This is a genomic window from Silanimonas algicola, from assembly GCF_054777375.1.
On the sequence record NZ_BAAHAS010000001.1, the window covers coordinates 310,869 to 325,679 of the forward strand.

The 14,811-nt window shown below is 69.1% G+C and carries 17 protein-coding genes, 1 tRNA gene and 1 riboswitch; of the genes, 11 read left to right on the forward strand and 7 right to left on the reverse strand.

Going from position 1 to position 14,811, the window contains the following annotated elements:
- Positions 1-21: 21 nt before the first annotated feature.
- Positions 22-1,236 (reverse strand): Hsp70 family protein, encoded by a 1,215-nt coding sequence (locus ACYVAK_RS01565; protein ID WP_461057289.1) that lies wholly within the window; start codon positions 1,234-1,236, stop codon positions 22-24.
- Positions 1,237-1,317: 81 nt separating this feature from the next.
- Positions 1,318-1,411, forward strand: a riboswitch (S-adenosyl-L-homocysteine riboswitch).
- Between the two features lie 46 nt (positions 1,412-1,457).
- Between ACYVAK_RS01565 and ahcY the strand changes: the two genes are divergently transcribed.
- The 4 genes from ahcY to ACYVAK_RS01585 all read left to right on the forward strand — a co-directional run bounded on the left by ahcY (position 1,458) and on the right by ACYVAK_RS01585 (position 5,474).
- A complete protein-coding gene (ahcY, locus tag ACYVAK_RS01570; RefSeq protein WP_461057291.1) occupies positions 1,458-2,882 on the forward strand; it encodes an adenosylhomocysteinase in 1,425 nt (474 codons plus the stop codon).
- A 179-nt stretch (positions 2,883-3,061) separates the two neighbouring features.
- Positions 3,062-3,883 (forward strand): methylenetetrahydrofolate reductase [NAD(P)H], encoded by an 822-nt coding sequence (gene metF / locus ACYVAK_RS01575; RefSeq protein WP_461057293.1) that lies wholly within the window; start codon positions 3,062-3,064, stop codon positions 3,881-3,883.
- Positions 3,884-3,895: 12 nt separating this feature from the next.
- A complete protein-coding gene (locus ACYVAK_RS01580) occupies positions 3,896-4,459 on the forward strand; it encodes a hypothetical protein (protein WP_461057295.1) in 564 nt (187 codons plus the stop codon).
- 97 nt (positions 4,460-4,556) lie between these two features.
- A complete protein-coding gene (locus ACYVAK_RS01585) occupies positions 4,557-5,474 on the forward strand; it encodes a branched-chain amino acid transaminase (RefSeq protein ID WP_461057297.1) in 918 nt (305 codons plus the stop codon).
- 39 nt (positions 5,475-5,513) lie between these two features.
- On the opposite strand, the gene ACYVAK_RS01590 is transcribed toward ACYVAK_RS01585, so the two are convergent.
- The 5 genes from ACYVAK_RS01590 to ACYVAK_RS01610 all read right to left on the reverse strand — a co-directional run bounded on the left by ACYVAK_RS01590 (position 5,514) and on the right by ACYVAK_RS01610 (position 9,223).
- On the reverse strand, positions 5,514-6,806 hold the full coding sequence (locus ACYVAK_RS01590; RefSeq protein ID WP_461057299.1) for a sensor histidine kinase: 1,293 nt from the start codon (positions 6,804-6,806) through the stop codon (positions 5,514-5,516).
- A gap of 10 nt (positions 6,807-6,816) precedes the next feature.
- Positions 6,817-7,503, reverse strand: coding sequence for a response regulator transcription factor (locus ACYVAK_RS01595; RefSeq protein WP_461057301.1), 687 nt, complete (start codon positions 7,501-7,503; stop codon positions 6,817-6,819).
- A gap of 263 nt (positions 7,504-7,766) precedes the next feature.
- Positions 7,767-8,684, reverse strand: a complete 918-nt coding sequence (rimK, locus tag ACYVAK_RS01600) for a 30S ribosomal protein S6--L-glutamate ligase (RefSeq protein WP_461057303.1) — start codon at positions 8,682-8,684, stop codon at positions 7,767-7,769.
- Positions 8,653-9,129, reverse strand: a complete 477-nt coding sequence (locus ACYVAK_RS01605) for an ATP-dependent zinc protease family protein (RefSeq protein WP_461057305.1) — start codon at positions 9,127-9,129, stop codon at positions 8,653-8,655. The genes rimK and ACYVAK_RS01605 overlap by 32 nt, the downstream gene beginning before the upstream one ends.
- A 20-nt stretch (positions 9,130-9,149) precedes the next feature.
- Positions 9,150-9,223: transfer RNA gene (locus tag ACYVAK_RS01610), tRNA-Gly, on the reverse strand.
- Between the two features lie 54 nt (positions 9,224-9,277).
- On the opposite strand from ACYVAK_RS01610, the gene thiS reads away from it, so the two are divergent.
- The 5 genes from thiS (at position 9,278) to ACYVAK_RS01635 (ending at position 13,469) form a co-directional block, all read left to right on the forward strand.
- A complete protein-coding gene (thiS, locus tag ACYVAK_RS01615) occupies positions 9,278-9,478 on the forward strand; it encodes a sulfur carrier protein ThiS (protein WP_461057307.1) in 201 nt (66 codons plus the stop codon).
- Positions 9,479-9,495: 17 nt separating this feature from the next.
- Positions 9,496-10,305, forward strand: a complete 810-nt coding sequence (locus tag ACYVAK_RS01620; RefSeq protein WP_461057309.1) for a thiazole synthase — start codon at positions 9,496-9,498, stop codon at positions 10,303-10,305.
- Between the two features lie 2 nt (positions 10,306-10,307).
- Positions 10,308-11,024, forward strand: coding sequence for a tRNA (guanosine(46)-N7)-methyltransferase TrmB (gene trmB / locus ACYVAK_RS01625; protein WP_461057311.1), 717 nt, complete (start codon positions 10,308-10,310; stop codon positions 11,022-11,024).
- A gap of 12 nt (positions 11,025-11,036) precedes the next feature.
- A complete protein-coding gene (locus tag ACYVAK_RS01630) occupies positions 11,037-12,896 on the forward strand; it encodes an SLC13 family permease (protein ID WP_461057313.1) in 1,860 nt (619 codons plus the stop codon).
- Positions 12,897-12,962: 66 nt separating this feature from the next.
- The gene (locus ACYVAK_RS01635) at positions 12,963-13,469 is read left to right on the forward strand and encodes a hypothetical protein (RefSeq protein ID WP_461057315.1); all 507 of its coding nucleotides are present in this window, start codon (positions 12,963-12,965) and stop codon (positions 13,467-13,469) included.
- Here the strand turns inward: ACYVAK_RS01635 and ACYVAK_RS01640 are convergent.
- Positions 13,423-13,713: a Rieske (2Fe-2S) protein gene (locus ACYVAK_RS01640; protein ID WP_461057317.1), complete on the reverse strand. Its 291-nt coding sequence runs from the start codon at positions 13,711-13,713 to the stop codon at positions 13,423-13,425. The two genes, ACYVAK_RS01635 and ACYVAK_RS01640, sit on opposite strands and share 47 nt — an antisense overlap.
- A 105-nt stretch (positions 13,714-13,818) precedes the next feature.
- Here ACYVAK_RS01640 and ACYVAK_RS01645 point away from each other — a divergent pair, with 105 nt between their 5' ends.
- On the forward strand, positions 13,819-14,076 hold the full coding sequence (locus ACYVAK_RS01645; RefSeq protein ID WP_461057319.1) for a hypothetical protein: 258 nt from the start codon (positions 13,819-13,821) through the stop codon (positions 14,074-14,076).
- Positions 14,073-14,765, forward strand: a complete 693-nt coding sequence (locus ACYVAK_RS01650; protein WP_461057321.1) for a fumarylacetoacetate hydrolase family protein — start codon at positions 14,073-14,075, stop codon at positions 14,763-14,765. Before ACYVAK_RS01645 ends, ACYVAK_RS01650 begins: the two co-directional genes overlap by 4 nt.
- Positions 14,766-14,811 lie beyond the last annotated feature (46 nt).

Sequence of the window (14,811 nt, forward strand, 5' to 3'; positions counted from 1 at the left end):
CCCGCGAAAGCGGGCCGTTTGCTATTCGGCCGCCGCCCGCGCCAATCCCGATACGACGCCCAACGACGCTTCCCCCGCCACCTGCGGCACGCCGGCAAACACCGCGCTCGCCAACCCGCGCAGCAACGGCGAACGCGACATGCCGCCGGTCAGCACGACGGCATCGGGCACGCCGCGTTCGTCGCGAATCTGCGCCAACAACGCGCGCATGCGGCGTAGCGGCGCTTCGGCGGCTTCGGCCAGCTGCTCTCGAGTGGCCTCCACGCCCAAGCCCGCCTCGATCCAATCGAGAGCGAACGCCGCGTCGCCTGCGTCACTCAAGCGCACCTTCAGGCCCTCGATGTCGCGATGCAGGCGCGTGGGCGCGCCCTCGGCCTGCAGGGCCATCAAGCGCGAGCGGAAGGGCTCGGGTGCCTCGTCGTAATCGTGCTTGCGGAAGCTGCGCTGGCGCGGCAGGTCCTGCACCATCGCGGCTTCGACGAAGTGATGGTTGGGCACACGGCTCACGCCCCGGCCGAACAGCGGCATGGCGCGATCCAAGCTCAGCGCCAGATCAAAATCGGTGCCGCCCAGACCCACCCCCCAACTGCCGAGGATGCGGGGCGCCTCCCGCCCCCCCAGTTCGCCCCAGGCGATGTCGGTGGTGCCGCCGCCGATGTCGAACACCAGGGCGGCGTGACGCTTCGCGCTCGCCGCATGGTGCTGGAGCGCCGCCGCCACGGGCTCTTCGAGGAACGCCACGGACTCGAAACCCGCCACCGCCGCGGCCTCCCGCAGCAGGGCAAGGGCCTGCACTTCGCCCGCCTCGCCCATGGAACTTCGGAAATGCACGGGCCGGCCGAGCACCGCTTCGCGCACCTCGGTGCCGAACTGCGCACGGGCCTGCTCGCGGATATGCGCGAGGATGCGCGCGCAAATCGCCGCGATGGTGTCCTTGGCGCGTGGGTGCAACTGGTAGCCGAGCATGGACTTCGGCGATTCCACCAGATGGCCATCGCCTTCCAGCAGGTAGGCGTCGACCGCCTCGTCGCCGAACAGCGCCTCGGCCACCTGGCTGGCGGTGGCCACGGAGCCGTCGCGGTGTCGACGCACACTGTCGCCATCGGGCAGGTGCTCGGGGAAGTACACCGCCGTGCGGAACTGCGGCGCCTCGCCGAAGCGCACGGGACGGACTTCGCCTTCAATGCACGCCGCCGCAGCGGAATAGCTGGTGCCGAAATCAATGCCGATCCGCATGGGCGAAGTGTAGCGGGCCGCACACCGCGGAGGGCCGGGCTTCATGCGACCGTCGCCCGGAGGCGCTAAAATCCACGTGCTCCCGCCGAGGGGCGCTGCATGCCGGGCACATCGCCGGCTCAGGCTCGGCGGACGTCCCACGGGACAGACACCCTCGAAACCGCGCCCGATTTGCCACCACCGCCCCGCGCCACGCGCGGACGCAAATCCCGGAGAACCAAATGAATGCTGTCGTGAACCTCCCCGTCGACTACAAGGTCGCCGACATCTCGCTGGCCGACTGGGGCCGCAAGGAAATCGACATCGCCGAGCAGGAAATGCCCGGCCTGATGTCCATCCGCGAGAAGTACGCGCCGAGCAAGCCGCTGAAGGGCGTGCGTGTGACCGGCTCGCTGCACATGACGATCCAGACCGCCGTGCTGATCGAGACCCTGAAGGACCTCGGTGCCGACGTGCGCTGGGCCTCGTGCAACATCTTCTCTACGCAGGACCACGCCGCCGCCGCCATCGCCAAGTCGGGCACGCCCGTCTTCGCGTGGAAGGGCGAGACGCTGGAGGAGTACTGGGACTGCACGCTGGACGCCATCACCTTCCCGGGCGGCAAGGGCCCGGAGCTGGTCGTCGATGACGGCGGCGACGTCACCCTGCTGATCCACAAGGGCTACGAGCTCGAGAAGGGCGACACCACGTGGGTCAACTCGCCCTCGGGCTCGCACGAGGAGCAGGTGATCAAGGACCTGCTGAAGCGCGTCGCCAAGGAGCGCCCGGGCTTCTGGACGACCGTGGTCAAGGACTGGAAGGGCGTCTCCGAAGAGACCACCACCGGCGTGCACCGCCTGTACCAGATGCTCGAGGCCGGCAAGCTGCTGGTTCCGGCCATCAACGTCAACGACTCGGTCACCAAGTCGAAGTTCGACAACCTCTACGGCTGCCGCGAGTCGCTGGCCGACGGCCTGAAGCGCGCGATGGACGTGATGCTGGCGGGCAAGGTCGCGGTCGTCTGCGGCTACGGCGACGTCGGCAAGGGCTCGGCCCACTCGCTGCGCGCCTACGGCTGCCGCGTGGTCGTCACCGAGATCGACCCCATCAACGCCCTGCAGGCCGCGATGGAAGGCTTCGAGGTCAACACCGTCGAGGCCACCCTCGGCCGTGGCGACATCTACGTGACGACGACCGGCAACAAGGACGTCATCACGCTCGAGCACATGCAGCAGATGAAGGACCAGGCCATCGTCTGCAACATCGGCCACTTCGACAACGAGATCCAGATCGACCGCCTGAACAGCTCGGGCGCCACCCGCCTGAACATCAAGCCGCAGGTCGACAAGTACACGTTCGCCAACGGCAACTCGATCTTCATGCTGGCCGAAGGCCGCCTGGTGAACCTCGGCTGCGCCACCGGCCACCCGAGCTTCGTGATGTCGAACTCGTTCTCGAACCAGACCCTCGCGCAGATCGACCTGTGGGCCAACAAGGATACCTACGAGAAGAAGGTCTACATCCTGCCGAAGAAGCTGGACGAGGAAGTGGCCCGCCTGCACCTCGAGAAGATCGGCGTGAAGCTGACCACGCTCACGAAGGCCCAGGCCGACTACCTCGGCGTGCCAGTCGAAGGCCCGTACAAGCCGGACCACTACCGCTACTGAGCGCGCGCCCCGGTCCGCCGGGGCCTGCCTTCGATGCACGACGACGGCGCCTTCGGGCGCCGTCGTCGTGTCGGCAAACGGATCGCTGGCGGTTCGAATGCGCCCAAGGCCATCCATCGCTTTATCGCGACAGAGCGATAGTTTAATCTGGCGGCCTCGCCCGCTCACGCTCACCCGGCATGGCCCTGTCCTTCGAGTTCTTCCCGCCCAAGACCGACGAACAGCGCCTGCAGCTCGACCGCACCGTCGAGAAGCTGAAGGCGTTCTCGCCGCGTTTCGTGTCCGTGACCTTCGGCGCCGGCGGCTCGACGCTGAGCTACACCCCCGAGACGATCCGCCACCTGCGCGAGCACCATGGGCTCGACGCGGCGCCGCACCTGAGCTGCGTTGGCGGCACGCGCGCCGAGATCGTCGAATTGCTGCACCGCTACCAGGCCATGGGCTGCACGCGCCTCGTCGCACTGCGCGGCGACCTGCCCTCGGGCATGGGCGCGCTCGGCGAGCTGCGCTACGCCGAAGACCTCGTGCGGCTGATCCGCGCCGAGTTCGGCGAGGCCTTCCATGTCGAAGTCGGCGCCTACCCGGAAGTGCATCCGCAGGCCGACGACGCGCTCGCCGACCTCAAGCACTTCGCCCGGAAGATGGCCGCCGGCGCCGACAGCGCGATCACCCAGTACTTCTACAACGCGGATGCCTACTTCCGCTTCGTCGAGGCGGCGCGCGCGGCCGGCGTCGCCCAGCCGATCCTGCCCGGCATCATGCCGATCTCGAACTACACCCAGCTCAAGCGCTTCTCCGAAAGCTGCGGCGCCGAGATCCCGCGCTGGTTCGGCAAGCGCCTCGCCGCCTTCGGCGACGACGTCGAAGGCCTTCGCGGCTACGCCGCCGACGTCGTGGCCGAGCTCTGCCGCCGCCTCTTGGCCGGCGGCGCGCCCGAGCTGCACTTCTACACGCTGAACCTCGCGAAGCCGACGCTGGCCGTCCTCGAACGCCTGCGCTAGCGTTCGCGGGCCATGCCACACACCCGCACCCCGCTCTTCGCCAGCCTCCTGCTGTTCGCCCTCGGCCCGGGGCCCGCGGCGGCGCAGGCCGCCCCCGGCGCGCTGAACCGCTGCGTCGACGCCGAGGGCAACGCGGTCTACACCGATCGTGCCTGCGAAGCGCTCGACGCGCGCCCGGCGCCCACGGCCCGGCCCAACCCCGACACCCTGCCCGCCAACGCGGCGGTGGCGCGCGACTGCGCACGCACCCCGGCGGACCTGGTCGCCGGCGTCGAGGAAGCGTTGGCCGCTGGCGACGGAAACCGCCTCGCCGCCCTCTACGACTGGCGAGGACGCTCCAACGCTGCGGCGAACGCGGTGATGCCACGCCTCGAGGCGATCGCGGGCTCCCGCCTCATCGAGGCGCGCGCAGCCCATAGCGCCGAAGGCAGCAACGACGCCGAACTCGCGGCCGAAGCGGCGGACGTCCCGCCCGACCGCCTGCGGATCGTCCACGCGCCGGACGGCCTTGGGACCGGCGAGACGACGGAATTCCGGCTGGTCCGCGCGGCCGGCTGCTGGTGGCTGGCCGACTGAGCCAAGCCTCGGTGTCGTCGCCGGTACAATGCGAGGCCGACAGCCGCGCACCGCGCACCGTCATCCCTTCCACTCCCCTTTGCCCGAGGTCTTCGCGATGAGCCAGCAGTACCCGCCCTTCATCTGGCAGAACGGGGTCATCAAGCCTTGGGCCGAGGCCACCGTCCACGTGATGGCGCATGGCCTGCACTACGGCTCGTCGGTGTTCGAAGGCATCCGCAGCTACGCCACGCCGAATGGGCAGGCGATCTTCCGCCTCACCGAGCACCTGCAGCGCCTGTACGCCTCGGCGAAGATCTACGACATGCCGATGCCCTACGACGTGCCGACGCTGGCCCAGGCCTGTCGCGACGTCATCAAGGCGAACGGCCTCGAGAAGGCCTACCTGCGCCCGATCGCCTACCGCGGCCTCGGCGGCTTCGGCCTGTCGGCCGACACCCCGACCGACATGGCGATCGCCGCATGGCACATGGGCCCCTACCTCGGCGCGGACGTGCTCGAAGCGGGCATCGACGCCTGCGTGTCCTCGTGGCAGCGCTTCGCCCCGAACACCATCCCCGCGGGCGCCAAGGCCGGCGGCAACTACCTGTCCGGCCAGCTGATCGCGCGCGAGGCGCGCCGGCTCGGCTTCGGCGAGGGCATCGCCCTGGCCAGCACCGGCCTACTCAGCGAGGGCGCCGGCGAGAACCTGTTCCTCGTCATGAACGGCGAGTTGCACACCACGCCGGTATCGGCGGCGCTGCTCAACGGCATCACGCGCAACACCCTGATCACGCTGGCGCAGGACGCCGGGATGAAGGTGGTCGAGCGCGACATCCCGCGCGAGTACCTCTACCTCTGCGACGAGCTCTTCATGTGCGGCACGGCGGCCGAAGTCACGCCGATCCGCAGTGTCGATGGCCGCCAGGTCGGCGCCGGCAAGCCCGGCCCGGTCACGCGCCGCATCCAGGATCTGTTCTTCGGCCTGTTCGACGGCCGCACGAAGGACACCCGGGGCTGGCTCGAGTACGTCTGACCCCACCGGAACAGCGCGCCCCTCGCGGGAGCGTCGGCCTCAGCCGGCGCTCTGTCCGTAGACGAGGGTGGCGACCGCCCCACCCTCGGGCCGCGGCGCGACACCCACGTCCCAGCCGTAGAGATCACACAGGCGGCTGACGATCGACAGGCCGATCCCGCCACCGCTGGTGCCGCCGGCACTGCTGCCGCGGTAGCCGCGTTCGAAAAGGCGCGCGGCATCCTCGACGGACAGTCCGGGCCCGGTATCGAACACCCGCACCCGCTCCGCCGACACCTCGATGCGCACCTCGCCCTGCTGCGTGTACTTGCAGGCGTTGCCGACGAGGTTGCCCAACGCCACCGCCAGCACGGCCTCGGGGGCGTCCACGTAGACATCCTCCGATCCCTCAACGCGGATCTCGACCGGCTTTCCAGCAAGCTGCGCGCGGTTGGCTTCCGCCAGCTGGACGGCCAGCTTGCGCATGTCGGTATGGCCTCGGCCGCGCTCGTTGCGCGAGAGCATCAGCAGCGCGACGGTGAGGTCGGTGCACTGCTGCGCCGCGCGATCGATCCGCTGGAGGCGGGTGCGGGTCTTGTCGTCGAGGTCCGGCTTCGCGAGCAGCAGTTCGGCCGCGCCGCGGATCACCGCCAAGGGCGTGCGCAGTTCATGGCTGACATCCGCATTGAACTCGCGATCGCGCCGGTTGGACTGGCTGAGGCGATCGGCATAGTCGTCAAACGCCGCTGCCAGCTGCCCGACCTCGTCATCAGCGAAACGTTCGGCAAGGCGCCGGCGATCTCGGCTGTCGCGCAGGTCGCCGATGCGCCGCGCCAATTCCGAGACCGGCTTCATCACCCGCCGCGACGACCACAGCCCCAGAACCAGCGAGAGGAAGGAGAAAACCATCACCGCGCCCACCAGCGCATAGGCCAACTGACGCTGGCTCAGGGCTTCCTGCTGGTAGCTGTAGCGCATGAAAGCAACGAAATCGCCGTCGCGCTGCACCGCCAGCTTGTAATGGCGCTCACCACCGCGCGGCGTGGGCTCCACCAGGCTGTGCACGCCATCCGGCAGGTCTCGCCACGCCGGCGGGGTGTTGGGGCCATCCGGACGCCGGTAATAGATCTCGATCTTGTTGTCGGAGAGCTGGTACTGCGCGTCGGGCTGCGGGAAGTCGCGCTTGAACTGCACGAAGGCGGCGACTTCCTGCGTGAGGAAGTCACCGATCAGCTGGTTCTCGAGCCGCTCGCGCAGGTACAGCGTGGCGAGCGCGAAGGTGGCCGTCAGGGCGAACCCGAGCAGGCCGAAGGAAACGATCAGCCGGCTGCGCAGCCGGCGCCGGTAACGCATCGCCAAGGCGTCAACCCGCCGCGGCTTCCGGGTCGGCGATGCGGTAGCCGATGCCGTGGCGCGTCTGGATCAAGGGCTTGTCGAACGGCTTGTCGATGGCGGCACGCAGCCCGTGGATGTGCACGCGCAGCGAATCCGAATCCGGCAGCTCCTCGCCCCAGACGCGGGTTTCGAGGTCCTGGCGCGGCACGACGGCCGGCGACGCCTCCATCAGTCCCTGCAGGATCTTCAGCGCCGTCGGGTTGAGCTGCAGCAGCTTCCCCTGGCGGCGCACCTCGAGCGTGTCGAGGTTGAACTCGAGGTCGGCCACGTGGAGGACACGCGGCTGCGCGGCCTTGCCGCGGCGCGCCAGCACCTGGAGCCGCGCCTCCACTTCCTGCAGCGCGAACGGCTTGACGAGGTAGTCGTCGGCGCCGGCATCGAAGCCGGTGAGCTTGTGATCGAGCGAATCGCGCGCGGTCAGCATCAGCACGGGCGTCTGCTTTCGCGCGTCCTGGCGAAGGCGGCGGCAGAGTTCGAGGCCGTCCATGCCCGGGAGGTTCAAGTCGAGCACGAGGGCATCGAAGTCATTGACGACCGCGAGGTGCAGCCCGGTGACGCCATCGGCGGCGAAGTCGACGGTGTGGCCGCGGTCTTCGAGGTAGTCGCCGAGATTCGAGGCGATGTCGCGGTTGTCTTCGATGACGAGGATGCGCACGGGGTGGGTCCTGCGACGGAGGTCTACGGAGAAATATCAGTCGTTGACTGAAGAACGCCTGAGTTTGGCAGCAGTAGGGCCCATGATGCAGGCAAAAAGAAAGGCCCGGCCGACACGGACAAGGTGCCGGCACGGGCCAAACAAGCGACTGCCCCGATTACCGTAATCCGCCTCGAGCGCCGGAGCGCCGACGGGAGTGACGGTCGACGAGAAGCCTAGGCCTGACAAGGTTAAGTGTCCGTTAATCCACGGACAGGGATCGGTTAAGTTTTTCGAACTGCTGGCCGGCGGTTCGATCTCACCGGCACGAGCGACAGCACATGATCGACGATGGCCGCCGCGATATCGACCCCCGAGGCGGCCTCGATGCCCTCCAGGCCTGGCGAGGAGTTGACCTCCAATAGAAGCGGACCACGCCGTGATCGAAGCAGATCGACGCCAGCCACGCCAAGTCCAAGGTGCTGCGCGGCCTTGACCGCGACCGCCTCCTCCGCCTCGCTGAGACTCACCAGGGCGGCTTTGCCCCCCCGGTGCAGGTTGGCGCGGAAATCCCCCGGGGCGGCATGCCGCTGCATGGCGGCCACCACACGGTCGCCAACGACGAAGCAGCGCAAATCAGCCCCCTTGGCCTCGCCGATGAACTCCTGCACGAGGAAGCTCGCGTAGAGCCCCCGGAAGGCCTCGATGACGCTGCGCGATGCAGCCTCGTCCTGCGCCAGCACCACCCCGCTGCCCTGCGTGCCCTCGTTGAGCTTCACCACATGGGGGGCCGGGCCGACCATGTCGAGCAGGGCCGGCGTGTCGTCCGGGCTGTCGCCGAAAGCGGTCACGGGAAGATCGATCCCGACCGCGGCGAGGATCTGGTGACAGCGCAGCTTGTCGCGGGCGCGCTGGATGGCCTCGGCGCTGCTGGGGGTGGCCACGCCCATCAGCTCGAACTGCCGCAGCACCGCCGTGCCGTGGAAGGTGACGGAGTGGCCGATGCGCGGGATGACCGCGTCGAACTTCGGCAGCACGCCCCCCTTGTAGCGCACCTCGAAGGCACCGGGCGCCACGCGCAGCGCGCAGCGCAGCGGATCGAGCACGCGGACGGTGCACCCGCGTTGGCGGGCGGCCTCGACCAGCCGCTGCGTCGAGTACAGCGCCGGATTACGCGACAGCAGGGCGAGCTTGGTCGGCATCGGGTTCACCCAGGACGAAGGAGCGCTGCGGGTCGACGAGGAAGCGTCCCGCCATCGCGGTGCGGCCGAGCAGCATCGGGAACAGCATGTTCCGGCGCTGCGACAGGTTGATTTCGATCGGCCACGCCTCGCCGGCGAGGCGCAGGGTGGTGAGGATGAAGATGCGCTCGGTGCGATGGCCACCGGAGTCGGTGACCATCCGGCGGTCGAGCACCGGCGCCTCCGCCCACTCACCATCGCGCAGGGAGTCGAACACGCCGTCGGCCCCCAGGTGGAAGCGCACCCATTCGACGCCATCGCGAACCGTCGTTTCGAGGGCATCCACGTGCAGTGCGGAGCTTCGCGCCCCGGTGTCCACTTTCGCGCGGATGGCGCGGATGCCGAGATCGGGCAGTGCGAGCCACTCGCGCCAGCCGAGCACCACGGGGGTCGCAGGATCGGGCATGGGCAGGGTCGAGGGCGGAGTGGAGCGGGTGATGGGAATCGAACCCACGTTCACAGCTTGGGAAGCTGTTGTCTTACCATTAGACGACACCCGCGACGGTGCCGATTATGGGCACTGGCACGCACGCACTGCAATGCAGGCCCTTTAGATGCATATCCAACTCAACGGCGAATCCCGCACCGTCGACGCGGGCCTGACGCTGGCCGCGCTTCTGGACCAGGCCGGCCTCGCCGGGCGACGTGTCGCCGTGGAAGTGAACAGCACGATCGTCCCCCGCGGCCGCCACGCAGAACACCGCCTCAACGACGGCGACCGCGTCGAGGTCGTCCACGCCCTCGGCGGCGGCTGACGCGCCATAATGGCGCGATGATGACCCACGCCCCGAACGACGCCCGCCGCGACGACCTGCTGGTCATCGCCGGCACGACCTACCGCTCGCGCCTGCTCACCGGCACGGGCAAGTTCAAGGACCTCGACGAGACCCGCCGCGCCACCGAGGCCGCCGGCGCCGAGATCGTCACCGTGGCGATCCGCCGCACGAACATCGGCCAGAACGCCAATGAGCCGAACCTGCTCGACGTGCTGCCGCCGGACCGCTACACGATCCTGCCGAACACCGCCGGCTGCTACACGGCCGACGACGCGGTGCGCACCTGCCGGCTCGCCCGCGAGCTGCTCGACGGCCACAAGCTCGTCAAGCTCGAAGTGCTGGGCGACCAGAAAACCCTCTACCCGCACATGCCGGAGACGCTGAAGGCCGCCGAGATCCTCGTCGCCGACGGCTTCGACGTGATGGTCTACTGCACCGACGACCCGATCCAGGCCAAGCGCCTCGAGGAGATCGGCTGCGTGGCGGTGATGCCGCTGGCCGCGCCGATCGGCTCGGGCCTCGGCATCCAGAACAAATGGAGCCTGCTGGAGATCGTCGACAACGCGAAGGTGCCGATCCTCGTCGATGCCGGCGTGGGCACGGCATCGGATGCCGCCGTTGCGATGGAGCTGGGCTGCGACGGCGTGCTGATGAACACGGCGATCGCCGGCGCGAAGGACCCGGTGCTGATGGCCTCGGCCATGCGCAAGGCGGTCGAAGCCGGTCGCGAGGCCTTCCTCGCCGGCCGCATCCCGCGCAAGCGCTACGCGTCCGCCTCCTCGCCCACCGACGGCCTGTTCTTCTGATCGTGGAGCCGAAGACGCTCAAGAAGCCGTTCACCGAAGTGCCGGGGCAGCGCCAGGTGCGCAGCTTCGTGTTGCGCCAGGGGCGGCTGACCCAGGGGCAGGAGCGCGCGCTCGACGAGCAGTGGCCGCGCTTCGGGCTCGACTACACCGGCACCCTGCGCGATTTCGACGCCGCGTTCGGCCGGAAAGCGCCGCTGGTGCTCGAGATCGGTTTCGGCAACGGCGAACAGCTGCTGTTCGCGGCGCAGAACGAGCCGGAGAAGAACCTCGTCGGCCTCGAAGTGCATGCCCCCGGCGTCGGCCGCCTGCTGCAGGGCGCCGCGGAGCTCGGGGTCGACAACCTCAAGGCCTACTGCCACGACGCCGTCGAGGTGCTGCACCGCGAGGTCGCCGACGCCAGCCTCGACGAGGTGCGCATCTACTTCCCCGACCCCTGGCACAAGAAGCGCCACCACAAGCGCCGGCTCGTGCAGCCGGAGTTCGTCGCGCTGCTGGCGCGCAAGCTGAAGCCCGGCGGCCTGCTGCACCTCGCCACCGACTGGGAGGACTACGCCCGGCAGATGCTCGAGGTGTGCGGGGCGGAACCCACGCTGCACAACCGCGCCGGCGTCGGCGGAACGATCGAACGTCCGCAATGGCGGCGGCAGACGCACTTCGAGACCCGCGGCCTGAAGCTGGGCCATGGCGTCTGGGACCTGCTCTTCGAGCGCATCGGCTGAAGGCAGCGACGCATGGAGAACACCGCCCTCGCCCTGAGCACCGACATGGTCGTCGTGCTGGGCTTGGTCGGGTTCACCATGGCCATGTTCATGCTCGAGCGCATCCGTGCCGATGCCACCGCGCTGGTGGTGCTGGTCGCGCTCGGCCTGTTCGGCATCGTGCCGGCCAGCCGGCTGTTCGACGGTTTCTCCGGCAACGCAGTGATCAGCCTGATGGCCACGATGGTGCTCGGCGCCGGCCTCGACCGCACCGGCGTGCTGAACCGCGTCGCGGTGAACCTGCTGCGCTGGTCGAAGGGCATGGAATCCCGGCTTCTGCTGCTGGGATCGGGCTTTGGCGCGCTGCTTTCTGCATTCATGCAGAACCCGGCGGTGACAGCCCTGATGCTGCCCCTGGCTTCGAGGCTCTCCGGGCGCACGGGGATCGCCCTGTCGCGGATGCTGCTGCCGATCGCCGCTGCGGTGATCATGGGCGGCACGCTGACGATGGTCGGCAGTTCGCCGCTGATCCTGCTCAACGACCTGCTGGCGTCCGCCAACCGCAACCTGCCGCCCGGCGTCGCCGCGCTGGACCCGCTGCCGATGTTTGCGCCGCTGCCGATCGGCCTGCTGCTGGTCGCGGTTTGCCTGGCCTACTGGCACTTCGGCGCCAAGCGCTGGCTCCCTGACGACGCGATGAAGGGCGTGGCACCGGCACGCACCGACAGCTACTTCGCCCAGACCTACGGCATCACCGGCGAGCTTTACGAACTGGCGCTCACCGCGGACAGCCCGTTGGTGGGCATGTCGGTCGGCGAGGCCGAACAGCAGCGCGACGCACCGCTTTTCCTTGCCTTGGTCACCGGCAACGAGACCCGCCTTGCCCCGCCCGCGGATGAGCGGCTGTGGGTGGGCAGCGTGATCGGCGTCATGGGCGACAAACAGGCGATCCACGACTACGCGCAGAAAAACCTGCTGCGCGTCTCGCAGCGCCTCCGCCACTTCGCGGACCTGTTCAACCCCGCACGGGCCGGCATTTCCGAGGCCGTCATCCCGCCGACGTCCGCCTTCGTCGGCCGTCGACCGGACGAGCTGCGGCTGCGGAAGCGCGCCGGGATCAGCCTGCTCGCCATCAACCGGGACAACCAGGTCTGGCGCGAGAACATCCGCCGCATCCCGCTGCGCGCCGGCGACCTGCTCGTGTTCCACAGCGTCTGGACCGACCTCGCGCAGGCCGCGGAGTCGCGGGATTTCGTCGTCGTTACCGACTACCCCAAGGCCGAGCAGCGTCCGCACAAACTGTGGTGGGCGGTGGGCATCTTCGTCACCACGATGCTGCTCGCCTTCAGCACCCTCGTGCCGGTGCCGCTGGCGCTGATGACCGGCGCGGCCGCGTTGCTCGTGACCGGCGTGCTCGACATGGACGAGGCCTACCAGGCGATCAGCTGGAAGACCGTGTTCCTGATGGCCTGCCTGATACCGCTCGGCTGGGCCATGGATTCGACGGGCGCCGCGAACTGGGTGGCACAGCACACCCTCGCGCGACTGGGCGACGGCACGCCGGTGTGGGCATTGGAACTCGCGCTGGGCTTGCTCACGGCGCTGTTCGGCCTCGTGGTGGGCAACGTCGGGGCGACCGTCATCATGGTGCCCATGGCCATCAACCTCGCCCTTGCCGCCAACGGCAATCCGGCCGCATTCGCCCTGATCGCCGCCCTGTCGGCCTCGAACAACTTCCTTTCCGCCTCGAATCCGGTGCTCGCCATGGTGGCCGGCCCCGCGGGCTACACGGCGCGCGATTACCTGCGCACCGGCCTGCCGCTGATGGTGGCCTACCTGCTGATCACGGTCGGCGCGGTGAACCTGCTCATGCCGCTGCTGGCCGAAAGGTGACCACGCGACGGCACCTCGTGCTACGGTTGTGAATCCGGCGTGAGAGCGCCTCCCGGCAGGAGCGTCATGGTCCGCATGCTGAGCGATCGCTTGCGTCGCGCGGAAGTCCTGCTGCTTGGCTGCGGCGCGATGGCGGCGAGCGTTCTGCTGGTGATCAACGCGGGGGACGACCTCCGCCACTTCATCGGCGGCGAGACGCCCGGTTCGCATGCCGCGATCTACGGCCTGAAGCTGCTGCTCATGGAAGCCGCGCTACTGGCGCCGTTCGTCGTCCTTGCCCTGCTGAGCCGCTCGCTCCTGCGGGAGACGACGAGGAACGTTTACCGCTGGACGGGGATGGCCATCTCCATGGCGGCGAGCATCGGCGTCGTCGCCATGCTCTTGGCTGGACTGATTCCAGTGGACCTCGAAGAAGCGATGGACACGCTGCTCGGCAACGTCGTCCCGGCGCTCGTGTTCCTGAGCGTATGCGCCCTGCTCTACGGCGGATTGATCTGGCTGGCGCAGCACGGCCGGCTCGAGGCGTTCATGCCGCCGACAGACGGACCTGCCAACCCGCCGCGACGCGACTGACCGCCAGCGATGCGAGGCGGCCGCCGCGCCCGGGGCCGTCGACACAAACACCGTCCGCCAGCGAGAACTGCGCGCCGTGGGCGGCGCAGACCAGGCGGCCCTCGTGGAGCAGGAATCTCCCAGGCGCGTAGTCCAGCCGGCGGCCGGCATGGGGACAGGCGTTGTGCCAGACCTGGAGCACCTCGCCGCGCCGCAGGGCGAGGGCCGCGACGGGACCGGAGCCGATGGCGAGGTCCAGGGCCACGAGGACCCCCTCCGGTACGCTCGCCGGCTCGATTAACGCTTCACTTACGTGTCCGCCCATCCCTGCCTCCATACTCGGCGCCCCGCCCAGTGTCGCATTTCGGACATGCCCGGACTTTTCGCTCGACTCCATCGCCTTCGCCCCACCCGTCCCCGCAGCCCGCTGCTGCGCATCGGCTTCGCCCTGCTGGGGGTGGCCCTGCTGCTGGTGCTGCTGGTGGGGGGCGTCTTCATCGGCCTCGGCATGCTGGCCTTCCGCGCGGTCCAGCGCTTGATGCGCGCCCGCAAGGCCAAGGCGGCGGGCGACGTGCTCGAGGCCGAGTATCGCGTGGTCGCCCCGCGTGCCGTGCCGCACGCGCGATGAGGACCGACCTGTTCGCGGCGCCGCCGTTGCCGCGCCTGCCCTTCGCCGGCCGCGACCAGGACTTCCCTGTCCACCGCATCTACTGCGTTGGTCGCAACTTCGCCGACCATGCCCGCGAAATGGGCGCACCGGTCGAGCGGGGCACCCCGACGATCTTCATGAAGCCTGCCGACGCGGTGCACCTGCACCCGCGCCTCCCCTACCCTTCGGGCACCACCGACCTGCACCATGAGGTCGAGATGGTGGTGGCGGTCGGCCGCGACGCCGACGGCGCATTGGCGCCCGGCGAAGGCCTGGCCCTCGTCTGCGGGTACGGCGTGGGGCTGGACCTGACCCGCCGTGACCTGCAGGCGGTCGCCAAGGAGAAGCGTCTGCCCTGGGACGTCTCGAAAGGCTTCGACGCCTCGGCACCGCTTTCCGCCCTGCGCCATGTCGACGACATCGGCCATCCCGCGTCAACCACGGCCCTGTGGCTCGAAGTCAATGGCGAACGCCGGCAGGCGTCGACGCTCGGCGAGATGGTCTTCGGTGTCGACGACATCCTCGTGCACCTGTCCGGCCTGTTCCGGCTGCGCGCCGGAGACCTGGTTTTCATGGGCACGCCGGCTGGCGTGGCCGCGCTGCAGCGGGGCGACCGCTACCGCGCGATGCTGGAAGGCGTGGCCGAGCTGTCGGGCGAAGTGGCCTGAGCGGCGCGAACGCGTTTAGTCTGCGACGGCTGCCTCGGCAGCCGTT

Coding starts and splice junctions, on each gene's coding strand:
- ACYVAK_RS01565 (WP_461057289.1), bottom strand. CDS start 1,236: ATGCGGATCGGCATTGATTTCGGCACCAGCTATTCCGCTGCGGCGGCG.
- ahcY (WP_461057291.1), top strand. CDS start 1,458: ATGAATGCTGTCGTGAACCTCCCCGTCGACTACAAGGTCGCCGACATC.
- metF (WP_461057293.1), top strand. CDS start 3,062: ATGGCCCTGTCCTTCGAGTTCTTCCCGCCCAAGACCGACGAACAGCGC.
- ACYVAK_RS01580 (WP_461057295.1), top strand. CDS start 3,896: ATGCCACACACCCGCACCCCGCTCTTCGCCAGCCTCCTGCTGTTCGCC.
- ACYVAK_RS01585 (WP_461057297.1), top strand. CDS start 4,557: ATGAGCCAGCAGTACCCGCCCTTCATCTGGCAGAACGGGGTCATCAAG.
- ACYVAK_RS01590 (WP_461057299.1), bottom strand. CDS start 6,806: ATGCGTTACCGGCGCCGGCTGCGCAGCCGGCTGATCGTTTCCTTCGGC.
- rimK (WP_461057303.1), bottom strand. CDS start 8,684: ATGCCGACCAAGCTCGCCCTGCTGTCGCGTAATCCGGCGCTGTACTCG.
- ACYVAK_RS01605 (WP_461057305.1), bottom strand. CDS start 9,129: ATGCCCGATCCTGCGACCCCCGTGGTGCTCGGCTGGCGCGAGTGGCTC.
- thiS (WP_461057307.1), top strand. CDS start 9,278: ATGCATATCCAACTCAACGGCGAATCCCGCACCGTCGACGCGGGCCTG.
- ACYVAK_RS01620 (WP_461057309.1), top strand. CDS start 9,496: ATGATGACCCACGCCCCGAACGACGCCCGCCGCGACGACCTGCTGGTC.
- ACYVAK_RS01630 (WP_461057313.1), top strand. CDS start 11,037: ATGGAGAACACCGCCCTCGCCCTGAGCACCGACATGGTCGTCGTGCTG.
- ACYVAK_RS01635 (WP_461057315.1), top strand. CDS start 12,963: ATGGTCCGCATGCTGAGCGATCGCTTGCGTCGCGCGGAAGTCCTGCTG.
- ACYVAK_RS01645 (WP_461057319.1), top strand. CDS start 13,819: ATGCCCGGACTTTTCGCTCGACTCCATCGCCTTCGCCCCACCCGTCCC.
- ACYVAK_RS01650 (WP_461057321.1), top strand. CDS start 14,073: ATGAGGACCGACCTGTTCGCGGCGCCGCCGTTGCCGCGCCTGCCCTTC.